This is a genomic window from Myroides sp. LJL116, from assembly GCF_054871685.1.
This window is the reverse complement of the sequence record NZ_JBTXLR010000001.1, coordinates 292,233-312,333: the sequence shown is the minus strand read 5'-3', so window position 1 is coordinate 312,333 and position 20,101 is coordinate 292,233. Positions and strand designations below refer to the sequence as shown.

At 35.6% G+C, this 20,101-nt stretch carries 14 protein-coding genes; 1 reads left to right on the top strand and 13 read right to left on the bottom strand.

The annotated features are described in order from the left end of the window. Window positions 1–107: 107 nt before the first annotated feature. The 12 genes from ruvA to ACYSNM_RS01390 form a co-directional block, all read right to left on the bottom strand. Window positions 108–689, bottom strand: a complete 582-nt coding sequence (gene ruvA / locus ACYSNM_RS01445; protein WP_461755330.1) for a Holliday junction branch migration protein RuvA — start codon at window positions 687–689, stop codon at window positions 108–110. A 93-nt stretch (window positions 690–782) separates the two neighbouring features. Next, window positions 783–3,062 (bottom strand): NADP-dependent malic enzyme, encoded by a 2,280-nt coding sequence (locus ACYSNM_RS01440; protein ID WP_461755329.1) that lies wholly within the window; start codon window positions 3,060–3,062, stop codon window positions 783–785. Window positions 3,063–3,125: 63 nt separating this feature from the next. Continuing rightward, window positions 3,126–4,052: a tRNA epoxyqueuosine(34) reductase QueG gene (queG, locus tag ACYSNM_RS01435; protein WP_461755328.1), complete on the bottom strand. Its 927-nt coding sequence runs from the start codon at window positions 4,050–4,052 to the stop codon at window positions 3,126–3,128. A 23-nt stretch (window positions 4,053–4,075) separates the two neighbouring features. Beyond that, a complete protein-coding gene (gene ruvB, locus ACYSNM_RS01430; protein WP_461755327.1) occupies window positions 4,076–5,086 on the bottom strand; it encodes a Holliday junction branch migration DNA helicase RuvB in 1,011 nt (336 codons plus the stop codon). A 112-nt stretch (window positions 5,087–5,198) separates the two neighbouring features. Continuing rightward, complete coding sequence (locus tag ACYSNM_RS01425; RefSeq protein WP_461755326.1) at window positions 5,199–6,995, bottom strand: cytochrome c oxidase subunit I; 1,797 nt, start codon at window positions 6,993–6,995, stop codon at window positions 5,199–5,201. Window positions 6,996–7,023: 28 nt separating this feature from the next. Then, window positions 7,024–8,145, bottom strand: a complete 1,122-nt coding sequence (locus ACYSNM_RS01420) for a cytochrome c oxidase subunit II (RefSeq protein WP_461755325.1) — start codon at window positions 8,143–8,145, stop codon at window positions 7,024–7,026. A 17-nt stretch (window positions 8,146–8,162) separates the two neighbouring features. Continuing rightward, on the bottom strand, window positions 8,163–9,470 hold the full coding sequence (locus ACYSNM_RS01415; protein WP_461755324.1) for a quinol:cytochrome C oxidoreductase: 1,308 nt from the start codon (window positions 9,468–9,470) through the stop codon (window positions 8,163–8,165). Between the two features lie 31 nt (window positions 9,471–9,501). Further along, a complete protein-coding gene (locus tag ACYSNM_RS01410; RefSeq protein WP_461755323.1) occupies window positions 9,502–10,050 on the bottom strand; it encodes a c-type cytochrome in 549 nt (182 codons plus the stop codon). A gap of 7 nt (window positions 10,051–10,057) precedes the next feature. Beyond that, window positions 10,058–10,579, bottom strand: a complete 522-nt coding sequence (locus ACYSNM_RS01405) for a DUF3341 domain-containing protein (protein WP_461755322.1) — start codon at window positions 10,577–10,579, stop codon at window positions 10,058–10,060. Window positions 10,580–10,585: 6 nt separating this feature from the next. Continuing rightward, window positions 10,586–11,995: an NrfD/PsrC family molybdoenzyme membrane anchor subunit gene (nrfD, locus tag ACYSNM_RS01400; protein ID WP_461752938.1), complete on the bottom strand. Its 1,410-nt coding sequence runs from the start codon at window positions 11,993–11,995 to the stop codon at window positions 10,586–10,588. 38 nt (window positions 11,996–12,033) lie between these two features. After that, on the bottom strand, window positions 12,034–15,084 hold the full coding sequence (locus ACYSNM_RS01395; protein ID WP_461755321.1) for a TAT-variant-translocated molybdopterin oxidoreductase: 3,051 nt from the start codon (window positions 15,082–15,084) through the stop codon (window positions 12,034–12,036). Between the two features lie 40 nt (window positions 15,085–15,124). Next, window positions 15,125–16,405, bottom strand: a complete 1,281-nt coding sequence (locus ACYSNM_RS01390) for a cytochrome c3 family protein (RefSeq protein WP_461755320.1) — start codon at window positions 16,403–16,405, stop codon at window positions 15,125–15,127. Window positions 16,406–16,622: 217 nt separating this feature from the next. On the opposite strand from ACYSNM_RS01390, the gene ACYSNM_RS01385 reads away from it, so the two are divergent. Then, a complete protein-coding gene (locus ACYSNM_RS01385; RefSeq protein WP_461755319.1) occupies window positions 16,623–17,003 on the top strand; it encodes an SPOR domain-containing protein in 381 nt (126 codons plus the stop codon). A 114-nt stretch (window positions 17,004–17,117) separates the two neighbouring features. Here the strand turns inward: ACYSNM_RS01385 and leuS are convergent, their stop codons facing one another. Next, a complete protein-coding gene (gene leuS, locus ACYSNM_RS01380; RefSeq protein WP_461755318.1) occupies window positions 17,118–19,931 on the bottom strand; it encodes a leucine--tRNA ligase in 2,814 nt (937 codons plus the stop codon). Window positions 19,932–20,101: the final 170 nt, after the last annotated feature.

Genomic DNA, 20,101 nt, shown 5'->3' with positions numbered 1-20,101 from the left:
CTTGGTTGCACAATAATATTCTGTCCAAAACCAAAGGTGGTTAAGAACAAAAATAAAACTGTTATAGGTAACAAAAGATATAAATTAGGATAGTACCCCTTCAATGTCTACAAATTTTTTAAAGCTAGTTTAATAATAACTTCAACACTAGCATCAGGATTCTGCTGCAAAACTTTATTCACTACCTTCTCAGCAGCTTTTCTTGCAAACCCTAAAACCTCTAATGCTAATAACGCTTCTTCTAAGTTTGTATTGTTAGAAGTAGTAGAAACTTGGTCCATATCGTATAATTTAACTACTTTCTCTTGTAAGTCTAAAATAACGCGTTGGGCCGTTTTAGTACCAATCCCTTTTACAGATTGGATTGTTTTTGCATCGGCATTTGCAATTGCTTTGAAAAGATCATTTGGATTAATAGAGGAAAGCATATTACGAGCAGTATTTCCTCCAATACCTGATACAGAAATCAGTAATTTGAATAGTTCACGCTCAATCTTTTCACTAAAACCGAAAAGGGTATGTGCGTCATCTTTAATTTGTAGGTGGGTATATAATCGAACTTGCTCACTTGAGCCTAGTTGAGAAAAAGTATGCAGGGAAATATGGATTAAATATCCTACTCCCCCGCAATCTATTACTACTTCAGTGGGTGTTTTTTCCACTAAACGCCCTTGAATATGTGCTATCATGTTATTTTTTAATTTAAGCTCAAAAATAGCAATAAAAATTAACTATTATTAGCATTAAAAATCACACTCTAACAAAAGGCGAATTTTTATTTTTTATTTGCGTTTACGGCTATCGCGAACTTGAGCGTCTACCACTGCTACAGCAGTCATATTAACCATTTCATCCACGCTAGCCCCTAATTGAAATACGTGAACAGCACGATCTAAACCTAAAATAATAGGTCCAATAGAAGTTGCCTTATTCAATTCTTTTAACATTTTATAAGTAATATTAGCAGAATCTAGATTAGGGAAAATCAACGTATTAACTTGCTTGTCAACTAACTTAGAAAAAGGGAACTTATTTTTAAGCATTTGATCATTTAAAGCAAAATCAATTTGAATTTCACCATCTACAACCATATCAGGATGTTGCTCATGTAACATTTTCACTGCATCTCTCATTTTTGAAGGTGAGCTTTGATCTGCTGATCCAAAGTTAGCATAAGATAATAATGCTGTTACTGGCTCCATTCCAAACATTCTAACTGCTTTATCTGTCATTACAGCAATTTTAGCAATTTCCTCAGCTGTTGGATTAGGATTAATAGCAGTATCTGCTAAGAACATAGGTCCTCTTTTTGTCATCATAAGGTTTGTAGTAGCCACCTTTGACACACCAGGTGCCTTAGGGATTAATTCCAAGATTGGCTTTACAACCGTTGGATAAGCTCTAGAGTACCCTGTTAACATAGCATCAGCTTGATTTTCATTCACAAGCATTGCTGCAAAATAATTACGCTCTAGCATTAATTTCTCTGCATCGTATAAAGTAATCCCTTTACGTAATCTTGCTTGCCAATAAGACTTAGCGAAACTAGTTCTTCTTGCTTTTTCAGCATCACATTTAGGGTCTATTATTTCAATCTCTGCATTAAAATCAATCTCTTTCTTAAGTTCAACAATAGTATCTCTATCTCCTAATAAGATTGGAGTTACCATTCCTTCTTCATAAGCGATTTGAGCAGCTTTTAAAACATCTAAATGATCAGCCTCTGCGTAAACAACTTTCTTAGGAGAAGTTTTAGCGCGATTAATCAACATACGTAAAAGCTTGTTGTCAGACCCCATTCTCAAGGCTAACTCTTGCTTATAAGCTTCCCAATCTGTAATAGGAGCTTTTGCAATTCCACTTTCCATTGCTGCTAAAGCAACTGCAGGAGGAACAATAGTAATTAATCTTGGATCAAAAGGTTTAGGAATAATATACTCTCTACCAAAACTTAATTTAGTAGCACCATAAGCAATATTCACTTGTTCTGGCACTGGTTCTTTAGCTAATTTAGCTAAAGCCACTACAGCAGCCATTTTCATTTCCTCGTTGATCTTTGTTGCGCGAACATCTAATGCTCCACGGAAAATATATGGGAAACCTAAAACGTTATTTACCTGGTTAGGGAAATCAGAACGTCCTGTAGCCATGATAACATCCTTACGTGTTTCAACTGCTAAGTTATAATCGATTTCTGGTGATGGGTTAGCCATAGCAAAAACGATTGGGTTCTCAGCCATACTTGCAAGCATCTCAGGCTTTAATACATCTGCAGTAGATAATCCAATAAAAACGTCACAACCATTAACAGCATCCGCTAAAGAAATATCCTGATCAACAGCAAATTCTCTTTGTAAGTCAGAAATACGAGAATCGTCCTTCTTTAAAACACCTTTACTGTTGAACATTTTAATGTTTTGTATCTGTACACCAAATGCAACGTACAATTTAGCACATGCAATAGCAGCAGAACCTGCACCAGAAACAACCATCTTAACGTCTTTCATCTCTTTACCAGCTAATTCTACAGCATTTAATAAAGCAGCGGCAGAAATAATAGCAGTACCGTGTTGATCGTCGTGCATTACAGGAATGTTCAACTCCTCTTTTAATCTTCTTTCGATTTCAAAAGATTCAGGAGCTTTAATATCTTCTAAGTTTATTCCTCCAAAAGTAGGAGAAATATTTTTTACAGTTTCAATAAATTTATCCACATCTGTGGCATCTACTTCGATATCGAAAACATCAATGTCAGCAAAAATCTTAAATAATAATCCTTTTCCTTCCATTACCGGTTTTGAAGCTTCTGGACCAATGTCTCCAAGCCCCAATACAGCCGTTCCGTTAGAAATAACAGCAACTAAATTTCCTTTTGCTGTGTATTTATAAACATCATCCACATTTTTTGCAATCTCTAAACAAGGCTCTGCTACTCCCGGAGAGTAAGCTAAAGATAAATCTCTTTGCGAAGAATACTTTTTGGTAGGAACTACTTGAATTTTTCCAGGTATTGGCTCAGCATGGTATTTCAATGCCTCCCTACGTAAATTATCTTTGTTCATAAAAACTAGTTTTTCATTTCAAACAAAGGTAACGTTTTTACTTTACATTCAAACTTCCTTAACTCAGTCGTTTAAAAATTGTATATTTCTCATAAACCCAACATACTTGGAACGTTTTACAGGAGATTTTTTAAAAATTTCATTAAAAGTTTCTTGAGTTATCTCATTCCATTGCTTCTTATCGTAGTTCAAAATAGCCTCATTAGCAGAAAAACGAGGTTCATTATGCGCTTTAGAGAATCTATTCCACGGACATACATCTTGACAGATATCACAACCAAAAGCCCAATCATCCAATAAACCACTAAATTCTTTTGGAATGTCATCCTTTAACTCAATGGTTAAATAAGAAATACACTTACTCCCATTGACAATATAAGGTCCTTCAATTGCTTGTGTTGGACAAGCATCTATACATTTTGTACAAGTTCCACAATGATCTGTGGTAATAGAATCGTACTCTAACTCAAGATCGATAATAAGTTCGGCCAAAAAAAAGAAAGAACCCATCTTTTTATGGATTAAATTATTATTCTTACCAACCCAACCTAGCCCGCTCTTAGCAGCCCACGCCTTGTCTAATACAGGTGCTGAGTCAACAAAGACTCTCCCATCTATATCACCAATAGTTTCTTGAATGAAGGCAAATAATTCCTTTAGCTTGTCCTTTATAACAAAATGATAATCTTCTCCATAGGCATACTTAGAAACCTTATAGGTATCGCCAAGCTGTACTTTATCGGGAAAATAATTTAAAGACAAAGAAATAACACTTTTAGCACCGGGAACTAAAATTCTAGGATCTAAACGCTTGTCAAAATTATTCTCCATGTATTGCATATTCCCATGCATACCAGCTTTAAGCCAACTTTCCAATCTTGGTGCATCTTGAGCTAAAAAATCAGCTTTAGAGATACCACATTGTGCAAAGCCAAGCTCTAAAGCACGGTCTTTAATTAACTTAGAATATAAACTAGGATTATTAATCATAAAACTAGGCGTTTTTAATAGTGCTAATCTTCCAGATCAAACTCAATTCCTAAATGCTGATAAGCCTTTTGAGTAGCTTCTCGACCACGAGGAGTTCGAACAATGAAACCTTCTTGAATTAAATATGGCTCGTAAACTTCTTCTATGGTTTCTCCATTGTCAGAAACGGCTGTCGATAAAGTAGACAAACCAACAGGACCACCTTTAAATTTTTCTATAATAGTCGAAAGAATCTTATTATCCATTTCATCTAAACCATGAGAATCTACATTAAGGGCGTTCAAAGCATACTGTGCGATAGGCAAATCGATACTACCATTACCTTTAATTTGAGCGAAATCTCGTACACGGCGCAATAAAGCATTAGCGATACGAGGAGTCCCTCTACTCCTACCAGCGATTTCAATGGAAGCTTCTATAGAAATAGGCACACCTAAAATAAAAGCACTACGCTCTATAATACCAGCTAAAAGTTCTTTACTATAATATTGTAATCGACTTTGAATACCAAAACGAGCACGCATAGGAGCTGTAAGTAATCCACTTCTAGTGGTGGCACCAACTAATGTAAATGGATTTAAATTAATCTGAACAGAACGAGCGTTAGGACCAGATTCAATCATGATATCAATCTTAAAGTCTTCCATAGCAGAATATAAATACTCTTCTACAATTGGACTTAAACGATGAATCTCATCAATAAATAAAACATCCCTTTCCTCTAAATTCGTTAGAAGACCGGCTAAATCACCAGGTTTATCCAAAACAGGTCCAGAGGTAATTTTAATACCTACATTAAGCTCATTGGCTAAAATATTGGCCAATGTAGTTTTACCTAGCCCTGGAGGACCGTGAAAAAGAGTATGATCTAAAGCCTCACCACGCATATTAGCAGCTTCTACAAAAACTTGTAAATTATCTAATACGTTTTCTTGTCCTGCGAAATCATCAAAACTAAGGGGTCTCAACTTCTTTTCAACATCAAATTCCTCTGAGGAAAAATGCCTAGCTGTAGGGTCTAAATTCTCATTCATACTACAAAGATATACTAAAAATTGCTGCTTTAAAATACAATTACGAACAGTATAAAAAAAAAGGTCATCCAAAAAATTGGATGACCTTTTTTATATTTCTATTTAAATACTTCTAGTGATGTAATTCTTCTTCACCTTCTTGCATTGGCATAGTTTGTGGCGCATAGTCTTCTGGTAAACCTGGTTTACTGTAGTCATAAGGCCATCTGTGAACAACTGGTAACTCTCCTGGCCAGTTTCCGTGGATGTGCTCCACTGGAGTAGTCCATTCAAGAGTGTTAGCTTTCCATGGGTTCTGAGGAGCTTTCTTACCGTAGAAAATACTATAGAAGAAGTTCCATAAGAACAATAACTGGAATGCTGATCCTACAAGAGCAAATACTGTAATTAATACGTTAACATCATAGAACTCGTCAAATAATGGGAACGCTGTATTTGTGTAGTAACGACGAGGTAAACCTGCTAATCCGATAAAGTGCATTGGGAAGAAAACTCCGTAAGCACAAACTGCAGTTACCCAGAAGTGAATGTATCCTAAGTTTTTGTTCATCATTCTTCCGAACATTTTCGGGTACCAGTGGTAGATACCAGCAAACATTCCGTAAAGAGCAGAAATACCCATTACTAAGTGGAAGTGAGCAATAACGAAATATGTATCGTGAACGTTAATATCTAAAGTTGAGTCTCCTAAGATGATCCCTGTTAATCCTCCTGTAATGAACGTAGAAACGAAACCAATACAGAATAACATAGAAGGGTTCATTTGGATATTTCCACTCCAAATAGTAGTAATATAGTTGAATGCCTTAACAGCTGAAGGAATTGCAATTAAAAGAGTTGTAAAAGTAAACACAGATCCCAAGAATGGATTCATTCCTGAAACGAACATGTGGTGACCCCATACAATCGTTGATAAAAACGCAATACCTAAAATTGAAGCAATCATCGCACGGTAACCGAAAATTGGTTTACGAGCGTTACAAGCAATAATTTCAGAAGTTAATCCCATCGCTGGTAAAATAACGATGTAAACTTCCGGGTGTCCTAAGAACCAGAAAAGGTGCTCATATAATACTGGTGATCCTCCTTGGTAGTGTAATACCTCTCCAGCTAAATAAATATCTGATAAGAAGAAAGATGTACCAAAGCTTCTATCAAATAATAATAATAAAGCTGCTGATAATAATACTGGGAAAGAAACAATACCAATGATAGCTGTAGTAAATAAAGCCCAAACACTCAATGGTAATCTTGTCATAGACATTCCCTTAGTTCTCATGTTAATAACTGTAGCAACGTAGTTTAATGATCCCATTGTAGAAGATACAATAAACAAAGCCATAGCAACTAACCATAAAGTCATCCCTGTTCCAGATCCTGGGATTGCCTGTGGTAACGCACTCAATGGTGGGTATACAGTCCATCCTGATGAAGCTGGTCCTCCTTCTACGAATAATGAGATAATCATTAATACTGCAGAGATAAAGAAAATCCAGTAAGATAACATGTTTAAGAATCCTGAAGCCATATCTCTAGCTCCAATTTGCAATGGAATAAGTAAGTTCGAGAACGTACCACTTAAACCTGCAGTTAATACGAAGAATACCATGATTGTACCGTGCATTGTTACCAAGGCTAAGTACGCATCGTTCTTCATTACTCCATCAGGAGCCATTTTTTCGCCTAGTAACCATTTAAAAAGCGTAAAAGATTCCTCTGGCCATGCAATTTGCATTCTAAATAAAAGAGACATCATGATCCCAACAATACCCATGATAATACCAGTTATCAAGTATTGTTTCGCGATCATCTTGTGATCTAAACTAAATACATATTTAGTAAAGAAATTCCCTTTATCGTGATGATCATGGTCATGATCATGAATTATTTCGTGTCCTAATGCTGACATAGTATAATTTGATTTTAATACGAGTGTTTTACTTTACAACTTGAGCAAATTCATCCGATGTGTTAGTTACTTCTTTTGTTTGAGCTAACTGCTCTCCTAAAGTAGGAAGTGCGTCAACCCAGTTCTCAAACTCTTCTGGAGTTTCAACTACAACTTTAATTTGCATGTTATAGTGAGAAGCACCACAAATTTTGTTACAAAGGATTAAGTAATCGAATTGGTAAGGATCTAATGCTTCCTCTCCTTTTGCAATTAATTCTTGGCTACGCTCTGCTCTAATTTTGTTAATGTTATTAACCTTAGTAACCATAGCTTCACGAGATCTCATATCCTCCGTAGTGATTGTAGGAGTAAAAGCGAATTGAGTAACCATTCCTGGTACACAGTTCATCTGAGCTCTAAAGTGAGGTAAGTAAGCAGAGTGTAAAACGTCTTGTGAACGGAACTTTAAAACTACTTTCTTTCCTAATGGTAAGTGTAATTCTGAAGCCATTTGATCATCATACGAGTTTGGATCTGACATATCTACTCCAACAACGTTGATTCCTTCAATGAATCTAACGTTTGCTTTTCCTAGAACATTATCTTTTCCTGAATAACGAACATCCCATCCAAATTGCTTAGCATAAACCTCTACAATTAAAACATCTTCTTCCTCGTCAACAAACATAATGTCGTTCCAAGCGAAAAGTCCGTAAAGGATTAAACCAGATAAAGTAACTACTGGAATAATTGTCCATATTGCCTCTAATTTATCATTATCTGAAAAATAAAGAGCTTTTCTTCCTTTTACTCCTCTTCCTTTGAAAGCGAACCAGTAAAGTAAGAATTGAGTGAAAATTTGTGTAAACCCAATAAGACCCATAGAGATCCACATTAAGTTATCCACTGTTTCACCATGTTCTGACGCAGAATCACTCATTAAAGGAAAACTACCATACTTCACTAAATTAAAAATAGTAAAGACGTAGATAAACCCTAAGAAAGCGAAATTCAAATAACCATTAATGTTATTGTCCTTGTCATTTGCGATCTCTGAAGCTGCATCTTTTGATCCAGATCCAACTTGAGTCAAATCGAATATCTTAGTTAATTGCCAAATAGCAATTCCTAATAATACAACTACAGTTATTATTAATAAACTTGTCATCTGTTTATCTTTAAATATTAATAATGAAAATGTTTACTCTCTTCAATAAGTGGGTGATTATGGCAAACTAATGGCGCTTTAGCAATTGCACTAAATCCAACATAGATGAATAATCCTATGAAGAACATTAAAGAAGCAATTTCAGGAACACCAATAAACCAAGAACCTCCAACTGTACCAGGTGCAATCATTAAGAAGAAGTCAAGGTAATGTCCTACGATGATACAAGTACCAGCCATTACTACAACCCATCCTAAACGTTTGAAGTCTGTATTGATTAATAAAACCAAAGGTAGAGCAAAGTTTAATAATAACATTCCAAAGAATGGTAAGTTAAACTCTTGAATTCTAAAGATGAAGTATGTAACCTCCTCTGGAATATTAGAATACCACTGTAACATGAATTGAGAGAACCAAAGATAAGTCCAGAAAATACTTAATCCAAACATAAATTTAGCTAAATCATGAATATGGCTATGATTAACAAGCTCTAAATGTCCTTTACTCTTAAGGTATAAAGTAGCAAAAGCAATAGTAGTAATAGCAGTTACGAAGAAACTAGCAAATACGTACCATCCGAATAATGTACTATACCAGTGTGTATCGATTGACATAATCCAGTCCCATGAAGCCATTGATTCTGTTACGATGAAGAAAACTAAGAAAGCAGCTGATGCTTTGAAAATTTTCTTGTGGTAACTTAAATCTCCAGTTTCACATAAAGCTAATGACTGCTTACGTAAATAGATTCTGTAGAAGTTCCATCCTAATAAGTACACTACTGCACGAATTAAAAAGAAAGGAACGTTTAAGTAAGCTGTTTTTCCTTGAATAATAACATCATTTGCTACTACTTCTGGGTCAGCCCAAATAAATAAATGGTTACCTCCCATTACTGAGATTACAAGGATAACGAAGAAAATAATCGATCCTGGTAATAGGTAAGCTGATAAACCTTCCATCACTCTAAAAAGGATAGGAGACCAACCAGCACTTGCAGCTTGGTTAATAGCTTGGAATGTTAAGATCCCTAAAGAAACTAACATAACAAAGATACAAGCCGTATATACTGCAGTCCAAGGTTTGTTTTGTAACTGAGTTAAAACATGCTCTAAGTGCTGTTCGTGGGCAGCATGATCAGCCTCAGAAACTGCATGCGATGACTCTTGATGAGCATCTCCACTGTGGTGTGCTTGCTCAGTTAAGATCTGCTCTACTTCAGCAGTTGTCTTAGGTGCACTAAAAAAACCATATGCAATCCCTATTAATCCTAGAACCATAAGGACCATCGCAAAGGTTTTTAAATTTTTTGATAATGTGTACATATCTAAACTTTCAAATAAGTTTTACAATTTATTATTCTGATTTCAATTTTAAAACGTAATCTGTTACTAACCAACGTTCGTGTTGCGTTAATTGGTTAGCATGAGAACCCATAGAATTCAAACCATAAGTAATCACTTGGTAAACACCACCTTCAGTAAGATCACGATCGTGGTAGTTAGGAACTCCTAAAAACTTTTCGTTTTTAACTAAAGTACCTTTCCCATCTCCTTTTGAACCGTGACAAACAGAGCAATAAATTGAGTACAACTCTTTTCCTTTTTCAAGGTTTTTCTCACTATCAGCAAGTGGAGACTTTAAGTAAAGTCTCGCTTGTGCTAATCCTTCAGGAGTATTAGGGTAAACTTCTGGTTCAAACCCTCTAGGGATTGAACCTTCAGCTGGTAATTGAGCTTCCATTCCATCTGCAAAAACAGTTGTAGGAACTTCAGAATAAGTCTCATATGGTACTGCTTCGTACATATTAGGCATAAACTGATAGTTTGGACGCTCTTTATTAAAACAAGAAGCACTCAATACTGACACTCCTACTAAAGCTACTATTTTATATATGTTCTTCATTCTACAATTACTTTTCAATTACTTTAACTTCAACTGCTCCAGTATTCTTGAAGAACTCAACAGCAGCTTCTTCATCACCTTTAAGAGCTACTTCCATTAAAAAGTGATCATCCGTTGTTCTAACATCTGGATTTTCAGCTTCTTTAAATGGCCATAACTTACTTCTTAAGAAGAATGTAATTACCATTAAGTGAGCAGAAAATAGTACAGTCATCTCAAACATAATAGGCACGAATGCTGGCATATTTTGGATAAAGCTAAAACTTGGTTTTCCACCGATATCTTGAGGCCAGTCAACAATCATGATATAATACATCATACTTGTTCCAAATGCTAAACCTACTAATCCGAATAAGAATGCACAAATTGCAAGTCTTGTTGGTTTTAATCCCATAGCCTTATCTAGGCCGTGTACTGGGAAAGGAGTATAAATCTCTTCAATATGATGATGAGCAGATCTAGTTTCCTTTACTGCATCTAACAATACATCATCATCATTGTATATAGCGTAAATTACTTTATTACTCATAACGAATTAATGATTTAAAGATTGATGATTCGCTTTACTGTCTCTTTCTTTCTTATAGTATTCTCCTGAAGACTTTAAGATAGTTTTTACCTCTGCTTGAGCAATTACAGGGAAACTTCTAGAGTATAATAAGAATAATACGAAGAAGAATCCAATTGTTCCGATGTAAATTCCAGCGTCTACAAATGTAGGTTGGAACATCGTCCAAGAAGATGGTAAGTAGTCTCTGTGTAATGATGTAACGATAATTACGAAACGCTCAAACCACATCCCAATATTTACAATAATAGAAATAATGAATGAAGCCATGATACTAGTTCTAATTTTCTTAAACCACATAACCTGTGGAGAAATTACGTTACAAGTCATCATCAACCAATAAGCCCACCAGTATGGTCCTGAAGCACGGTTTAAGAAAGCGTATTGTTCATACTCTACTCCTGAATACCAAGCTACCCATAACTCAGTGATATATGCTACTCCAACAATAGAACCAGTGATCATTACAATAATGTTCATTAATTCAATATGTTGAACAGTAATATAGTCTTCTAAGTTAGAAACTTTTCTCATGATGATTAAAAGCGTTGTTACCATCGCGAATCCAGAGAAAATAGCTCCTGCTACGAAATATGGAGGTAAGATTGTAGTGTGCCATCCTGGGATAACAGAAGTAGCGAAGTCAAAAGATACAATCGTGTGTACTGAAAGTACTAATGGTGTAGCTAAACCAGCTAACACTAAGTGAACTTCCTCGAAACGTTGCCAGTCTTTAGCTCTACCTGACCAACCAAATGATAAAATTCCGTAAACTCTTTTTGTAAATGGCGTAATAGCTCTATCACGTAACATAGCAAAGTCTGGAAGTAAACCTGTCCACCAGAAAACCAATGATACAGATAAATACGTAGAAATTGCGAAAACGTCCCATAATAATGGAGAGTTAAAGTTAACCCATAATGACCCAAATTGGTTAGGTAAAGGTAATACCCAGTAAGCTAACCATGGACGTCCCATGTGTATGATAGGGAATAAACCAGCCTGAACAACAGAGAAAATTGTCATTGCCTCTGCAGAACGGTTAATGGCCATTCTCCATTTTTGTCTAAATAATAATAATACGGCTGAGATAAGTGTACCTGCGTGACCGATACCTACCCACCAAACGAAGTTGGTAATATCCCAAGCCCATCCAATAGTTTTATTCAATCCCCAAGTTCCAATTCCAGTACCTACTGTGTAAGCCATAGAACCTACTCCCCATAGAAACGCGATTAAACTTAATGTGAAAACTCTCCACCAAAGTTTATTTGCTCTTCCTTCTACAGGTCTAGCCACATCCACAGTTATATCGTGATAAGTTTTCTCACCAATAACTAAAGGTTTTCTAATGGGTGCTTCGTAATGTGACGACATAATCCTTTATATGTTTCTTTAATTAATAATTCTTTTAATTACACGTTTTTAACCTTCACGTGATAGAATACGTTTGGTTTAGTACCAATGTGCTCTAATAAATGGTATGCACGATTAGATTCTGCTAACTCAGTTACGTCAGATTCTTTATCATTAACATCTCCGAAAACCATCGCTCCACTAGAACAAGCAGCAGAACAAGCAGTTTGGAATTCATTAGGGCGTACAGCTCTACCTTCGTTTTTAGCTTTCAAAATAGTAGCTTGAGTCATTTGGATACATAGAGAACATTTCTCCATAACTCCTCTTGAACGAACTACAACATCTGGATTTAATACCATACGACCTAAATCGTCATTCATATTGAAATCAAATGCATCATTTTGAGAATATAAGAACCAGTTAAAACGTCTTACTTTGTAAGGACAGTTGTTAGCACAGTATCTAGTACCAACACAACGGTTATAAGCCATTTGGTTTTGTCCTTGACGACCATGAGAAGTTGCAGCTACCGGACACACAGTCTCACAAGGAGCGTGGTTACAGTGCTGACACATTACAGGTTGGAAAGCAACTTGTGGGTTATCAGCTGGGTGCTCCAATTCTTGGAAAGCCTCGCGGTATTCTCCAAAACCAGTTGCATCCTTTTTCTTTTGATAATCAGCAGCGAAAGTATCTTCTGATGAATAGTATCTATCGATACGTAACCAGTGCATATCTCTACTTCTACGGATCTCATCTTTACCAACAACTGGAACGTTGTTTTCAGCGTGACATGCAATAACACAAGCCCCACATCCAGTACAAGCATTTAAGTCGATAGAAAGGTTAAAGTGATGTCCTACTGAACGGTCAAAAGATTCCCAAATATCAATTGTATTTGCTTTCACCTCTTGGTGATCGTAAGAAACAACAGCAGGAATATTCCATTTTAAAGGATCTTCTGTATTGTAAATATCTAAAGTAGTATCTTTTAAGATATCACTTCTAGACATTAATGTATTTTGTAACTGAACACATGCAAATTCGTGATCTCCAGAGCTTTTTTCAACAGTAACAGATTGTACACCATCGAAGTTATTGTATAACGCATAAGCATTAACACCAACTTGCATTTCCTCTTTTAATCCAGCTTGTTTTCCATAACCAAAAGCTAAACCTACAGTATTAGGCGCTTGTCCTGGTTGAATTAATGCAGGTACATTTTCTAAAGTAACTCCATTAACTGTTAAAGTAACATAGCTTCCGTTTAAACCTCCGTTAGCAACATGGTAGTTTTTAATACCTAAGTTCTCTGCATCTTTTCTAGAAACAGTAACGTAGTTATCCCATGAAACTCTTGAGATTGGGTCTGGAAACTCTTGTAACCAAGGGTTATTTGCTTGTTGTCCATCTCCCATACCAACTTTAGTATAGAAAACTAACTCCATTCCATCTACGTTTTTGCTATTACTTAAAGCAGTCGCAGCAGAAGAAAGATCTATTGAAGAACTTACTTTACTTGGCGTGTCTACTAAAGCAAAACCATCGTGAACTAATTTATTCCAAGTTAAACCTGAAGCGATATTAGCACCAACAGCTTTTACGTAATCGTAGTAAGAAGTATTATTATTTGTCCATAATAACATAGCATCTTGGAACTGACGTGTATCAAATAATGGACGAATAGTTGGTTGAGTAACCGAATAATGTCCTTTTTTGATCATTACATCACCCCATGATTCTAAGTAATGAGGAGCAGCAGCAGCAACAGTAGAATGTAAAGCTGTTTCATCTTCTTTTAATGAAAATGCAACAGAAGTATTTACTTTCCCTAATCCGCTTACGAAATCAGCACTGTTTGCTAAAGTATAAACTGGGTTAACACCACTCATAATTAAAGTATGTACTTTACCAGCATTCATATCTTTAATTAATTGACTTACTTCTTTAGCGTTACCTTGTCTAACAAATTTTGTTTGCTCTGGTAAGAATGCTTGAGATTTTAAAGCCTCATTAATTGCAAAAACAACTAACTGAGCATTCTCATCTTCTAAACCTGTAACAACAACACCTTTAGATCCAGCAGCTTTTAATTGCTGAGCAGCTTTTGCAATTTTCTCATCTTGAGATGTAGCAGCAGCCTTAACTGAAGAACCTGTAACAGCGTTATATAATTTGATTAAAGCAGCTTTTTGCTCTGCAACAGTCAAAGGAATTCTAACATCTGCATTAGCTCCTGCTAAAGACATATTAGCTTCCATTTGAATATGCTTAGACATCTTTCCATTTTTAGGAATACGTCCTTGTGAGTAAGCAGCATCATAACCTCCACCTTGCCAATCTGACAAAATATCAGCTCCTACAGCTACAATCACGTCTGCTTTACCGAAGTCATAATCAGCTAAACCTCTAGTACCGTAAGCTTTTTGGTAAGCGTCTAATGCAGCTGAACTTGATACAGCATCATAAACAACTTGCTTAGCAGTAGGGTTTTGAGCTAAAAACTCAGCGATAATCTTATCCGTTGAAGGACTAGCCATTGTATTAGTTAATAATACAACATTACCACCTTTAGCTTTAGCATCTTGTAAACTAGCTCTAACTTTAGCATCTACCTCGTCCCAAGAAGCGGCTTCTCCGTCGATCTTTGGTCCTTTTAAACGTAGACTATCATATAAAGATAAAACTGAAGCATTTACACGAGCATTAGCACCTGAGTAAGCACCACTTAATCTATTATTTTCAACTTTAATTGGACGTCCTTCGCGTGTTTTAATTAAAACATTCACAAAATCAAATCCGTCTGCTATTGTAGTAGCATAGTAATCCGCAACCCCAGGGATAATTTCCTCTGGTTGCACAACATACGGGATAGCTTTTACAACAGGACCCTCACATGCTGCTAATGTAGCTGCAGCAGTTGAGAAACCTACATATTTCAAAAAGTCTCGACGAGTAGTAGAAGACGAAGACAAAGCGTCTTTATCACCAAGAAACTCATCTGTTGGAATCTGATCAACAAACTCATTGTTTCTTAGCGTCTCAACAATAGAACTATTTTCGTTCAGCTCTTCAACACTTTTCCAGTATTTTTTGTTTGATGCCATTGTATATATATATTAGCTTCTTATTCTTTAATTAATTATATTAATAGTGACATTTTCCACACTCTAATCCACCCATTTGAGCTACAGTTAATTTCTCAACACCGTATTTCTCAGATAATTCTTGGTGAATTTTAGCATAGTACTCATTATCCTGCAATTTCACATCTGTCTTTCTATGACAATCGATACACCATCCCATTGTTAATGGAGAATATTGTCTAACGATTTCCATTTCCTCAACAGGTCCGTGACAAGTTTGACACTCTAATCCTGCAACATTTACGTGTTGTGAGTGATTGTAGTAAGCGAAATCAGGTAAATTGTGAATTCTAACCCATTTAACTGGCTTAACATTCCCAGTGTACTTCTGAGTTGCAACATCCCATCCAACAGCCTCGTATAACTTCTGGATTTCAGCAGTATAAAAATCTGGAGTATAAACACCATAATCTTTACCTTCTACCCCTGTAAACTCACTAATGTTCTCATGACAGTTCATACAAACATTTAATGAAGGAATACCTGAAGTTTTACTTGTACGTGCAGCAGAGTGACAGTATTTACAATCAATACCGTTGTCACCAGCGTGAATTTTATGCGAGAAATGGATTGGTTGAACTGGTTCATACCCTTGATCAACTCCAACTTGCATTAAATACCCAAATGCAAAATAAGACCCTACTAAAACCATAACAATTACAGAAACGATTACTAAGAACTGATTCTTAATAAAAGCCTTACATAATGGCATAGTTTTTTCAATCTCTGGTGTTAATCCATTAGCTTCAACAATTCTATTCAATACTTTACGTACAAAGAATAACATTGTAACCAATAACAGTAAAACAACAACTAAAGCACCTAACACAATAACGTTAGAAACTCCATCAGAATTCCCTCCATTTTGCGCTTGTGCTCCACTTACTGCTCCCGCTTTTGGCTCAGCTTTTGGTAAAGAAGTATATGCTAAGATGTTATCAATGTCCTCATCCGACAACGCCGGGAAGTCATTCATAACAACTTTGTTCCACTCCTCAAACAGTTTCACAGCTCTTGCATCCCCTGACTTAATCAAAGAAGAGCTACTTTTAATCCATTTATGCAGCCATTCTACGTCTCCATCGTGATGATCAACAACTCCACGAAGAGCCGGTCCAGTAGCAGCACCATCTAACTTGTGACATGCGGCACAGTTAGAATTAAACAATTCCTTACCTTTTACTGCATCTTGCGCAGACGAAATTGTCGTAAACGATAGCATTAACGCTAAACAAAAGAATAAAATCTTTGAAAACGAATTATGGTTACCCACTTTTTTCATAGTTATAAAATGATTTTCAACTAAATTTGGTCTTATTTAACAGCCAATTAGACCGCTATCTTATACACCTTATTTACAAACTCCGACAAAAATACAATTTATGCCTTACTCTTAAAACCTTTACTGCCCTTTAAATCTAATTTATACCCATTCTAAATAAAACCTTTTTGCCTGATATTACAGAATAATTGTAATTTTACACAAAATACATTTCATTATGAGAATTTTAAGAGTTTTATTAGCGTATACTACCGTAGTTTTTAGCATTACTACATTCTATGGTCAGGAAAAAAATGCACACATAAATGAGCCTTCAGCAGTTACAAATTTGCTTGATTATAAAAAGACTCATAATTCATCCACCATAACAAATGACAAATACAAAATCCAAGTTTTTTATGGAAAGAATACAGCAGCCCAAGAGGCCTTACAAAAATTTAGATTAGCTTACCCTAACTTGGATGCTACTATAATATATAGCGCACCTTCATATAAAGTAATGGTAGGGAATTTCAAAACTAGATTAGAAGCTGAAAAGCATATGCAAATTATAAAAATAGACTTTCCAAACTCCTTTATAATAAGACCTGGAAAGTAATTCTAATCTTCTACCGTTAGAGTTTTTTGTTCTAAAAAAAAAAACGCTTGTTGAAAGTATGCATACTTTTCAACAAGCGTTTTTTAATTATCTAAATTTACTATCCTAAAAAATCTATCCTACTAAGTTGATAATTTTTCCTGGAATAATAATTATCTTCTTAGGTTGCTTACCTGCCAACTGAGCTATTGTTCTCTCATCTGCCAATACAATTTCTTGGATTTGCTCAGAAGTCAAATCTAATGCTAATTCAATTTTGAATCGCATCTTCCCATTGAAAGAAACTGGATACTCCTTAGAACTCTCCACTAAATATTCTTGGTTAAATTCAGGGAACTTTGCCAATGAGATAGATTCTGTATGCCCTAACATAGACCATAGCTCCTCTGCTATATGTGGAGCATATGGCGATACTAAAATTGCCAATGGCTCTAAAATATCACGGTTATGGCATTTTTGCTGACTAAGCTCATTTACACAGATCATAAACTGAGAAACAGAAGTATTAAAAGAGAAACCTTCAATATCCTCGATTACTTTCTTGATTGTCTTATGTAAAGTCTTGTACATCTCAGGAGTTGGCTTGTCATCATTTACAATTACTCCATTGTCATCTGCATATAGTCTCCATAACTTTTTCAAGAACCCTGCCACACCTGAAATACCAGCTGTATTCCATGGCTTAGCTTGCTCCAAAGGTCCTAAAAACATTTCATACAAACGAAGGGTATCTGCACCATACTCATTACAGATATCATCTGGATTAACTACGTTGAAATAAGACTTTGACATCTTCTCTACTTCGTGTCCAACGATATACTTTCCTTGATCATTTAAAATAAATTCCGCATCTGCATAATCAGGTCTCCATGCCTTAAAGCTATCTGTGTCTAATTCTGAAGAAGAATTTACATAACCAACATACACATATAATTGTTGTACTTTCTGATCTGTAATCATATCCTTAGATATAAAGGTATTTGTCCCTTCAATTCTATATACAAAAGCAGACGTACCTAAAATCATTCCTTGATTAATAAGCTTCTTGAAAGGTTCCTCTGTAGGAGCATAACCTAAATCCTTAAGAAACTTATTCCAAAATCTACTATATAATAAGTGTCCTGTTGCATGCTCATTCCCTCCTATATATAGATCTACCTCTCTCCAGTAATCTAAAGCTTCTTTACTTGCAAACTCTTCCTTATTATCTGCATCCATATAACGCATCCAATACCAAGAAGAACCAGCCCAACCTGGCATAGTATTCAACTCTAAAGGAAAGACTGTTTTATTATCAATCAAATCCGTAGCTACTACTTTATTTGCTACAGTATCCCAAGCCCATTGTTTGGCATTACCTAAAGGAGGTTGTCCATCAGAAGTTGGTAAATATTTTTCCACCTCTGGTAAAACAATTGGCAAAAATTCCTTATCGATCATCTGAGGTAAACCATCTTGGTAATATACAGGGAAAGGTTCTCCCCAATATCTTTGTCTTGAGAACACTGCATCACGTAAACGGTAATTTACTTTCCCTTTACCATGATTAATCTTCTCTAACTCTTCAATAGCCTTTGCAACACCATCTTCAAAAGACATCCCATTTAAAAAATCAGAGTTTATTAATTTAAAACCTGTTTTCTCACTATAGGCTTGTTCTGAAATATCTTTATCAAAAACATTAATAATAGGAATGTCAAAATGCTTAGCAAAAGCATAGTCTCTAGTATCTCCAGAAGGAACGGCCATTACTGCACCTGTACCATAACCAGCTAACACATAATCTCCAATCCAAATTTGAACAGGCTCCTTTGTAAACGGGTGTTCAGCATAAGCTCCTGTAAAAACTCCAGAGATAGTTTTAACATCTGCCATACGCTCTCTTTCACTACGCTTAGAAGTAGCTTCAACATATTGTTGTACTTGTTCTTTTTGTTCTGCAGTAGTTATTTTCTCTACTAATTCATGCTCAGGAGCTAAAGTCATAAAAGTCACCCCAAAGATAGTTTCTGGTCTAGTAGTAAAGACTTCAATAGTGTCATTAGAGTCCTTAACATTGAAAACAACGGAAGCACCAACACTTTTACCTATCCAGTTTCTTTGACTTTCTTTTAAACTCTCTGTCCAGTCAATATCATTTAATCCTTCTAATAGTCTATCTGCGTAAGCAGCGATTCGCATACTCCATTGCATCATCTTTTTGCGAACAACAGGATGTCCACCTCTTTCAGAAAGTCCATCTTTAATTTCATCATTGGCCAAAACTGTACCTAGTGCTGGACACCAGTTCACTTCTGTTTCCGCCAAATAAGTCATTCTATACTGTAAAAGAACTTCTTGCTTTTCTTTATCCGTAAACGCATTCCATTCTTGTGCGCTAAAGCTTGAAATATCGTCTTGACAAACAGCATTCACCTTAGTGTTTCCGTTTTGCTCAAACTCTTGGATAAGCGTCGAAATATCTTCCGCTTTATTCTTATCTAAATTAAACCAAGCATTAAACAATTGTATAAAAATCCACTGTGTATGTTTGTAGTAATCAGCATCAGAAGTACGCACTTCTCTATCCCAGTCAAAAGAAAATCCAATACGATCTAATTGCTCACGATATCTAGCAATATTCTCTTGAGTGGTAATTGCAGGGTGTTGTCCTGTTTGAATAGCATATTGTTCTGCTGGCAATCCGAAACTATCATATCCTTGTGGGTGAAGGACATTAAAACCTTGGTGACGTTTATAACGTGAAAAAATATCAGAGGCGATATATCCAAGCGGATGTCCTACATGGAGTCCTGCTCCTGAAGGATAAGGAAACATGTCGAGCACATAATATTTTGGTTTATCCGAAACATTGTCGGTTTTAAAGGTCTGGTTCTCACTCCAAAATTTCTGCCATTTGGCTTCAATTTCATTCGGATTATACTTCATACTACTTTTATAAATAGATTTTACAATAAATTCACATCGCGCAATTCTTATTTAAAAACCACGCCTTAAAGGCAAAAATAAACTATATTTCTAACAATTAGAAAACTTTAATGCTTATAATCCTTTAAAAACATTTTTGTTTGCTATTTTTACACCTTTAAAATAACACT

Coding starts and splice junctions, on each gene's coding strand:
- ruvB (WP_461755327.1), bottom strand. CDS start 5,086: ATGAATGAGAATTTAGACCCTACAGCTAGGCATTTTTCCTCAGAGGAA.
- ACYSNM_RS01425 (WP_461755326.1), bottom strand. CDS start 6,995: ATGTCAGCATTAGGACACGAAATAATTCATGATCATGACCATGATCAT.
- ACYSNM_RS01395 (WP_461755321.1), bottom strand. CDS start 15,084: ATGGCATCAAACAAAAAATACTGGAAAAGTGTTGAAGAGCTGAACGAA.
- queG (WP_461755328.1), bottom strand. CDS start 4,052: ATGATTAATAATCCTAGTTTATATTCTAAGTTAATTAAAGACCGTGCT.
- ACYSNM_RS01405 (WP_461755322.1), bottom strand. CDS start 10,579: ATGAGTAATAAAGTAATTTACGCTATATACAATGATGATGATGTATTG.
- ACYSNM_RS01410 (WP_461755323.1), bottom strand. CDS start 10,050: ATGAAGAACATATATAAAATAGTAGCTTTAGTAGGAGTGTCAGTATTG.
- ACYSNM_RS01390 (WP_461755320.1), bottom strand. CDS start 16,405: ATGAAAAAAGTGGGTAACCATAATTCGTTTTCAAAGATTTTATTCTTT.
- ACYSNM_RS01415 (WP_461755324.1), bottom strand. CDS start 9,470: ATGTACACATTATCAAAAAATTTAAAAACCTTTGCGATGGTCCTTATG.
- ACYSNM_RS01420 (WP_461755325.1), bottom strand. CDS start 8,145: ATGACAAGTTTATTAATAATAACTGTAGTTGTATTATTAGGAATTGCT.
- leuS (WP_461755318.1), bottom strand. CDS start 19,931: ATGAAGTATAATCCGAATGAAATTGAAGCCAAATGGCAGAAATTTTGG.
- nrfD (WP_461752938.1), bottom strand. CDS start 11,995: ATGTCGTCACATTACGAAGCACCCATTAGAAAACCTTTAGTTATTGGT.
- ACYSNM_RS01440 (WP_461755329.1), bottom strand. CDS start 3,062: ATGAACAAAGATAATTTACGTAGGGAGGCATTGAAATACCATGCTGAG.
- ruvA (WP_461755330.1), bottom strand. CDS start 689: ATGATAGCACATATTCAAGGGCGTTTAGTGGAAAAAACACCCACTGAA.
- ACYSNM_RS01385 (WP_461755319.1), top strand. CDS start 16,623: ATGAGAATTTTAAGAGTTTTATTAGCGTATACTACCGTAGTTTTTAGC.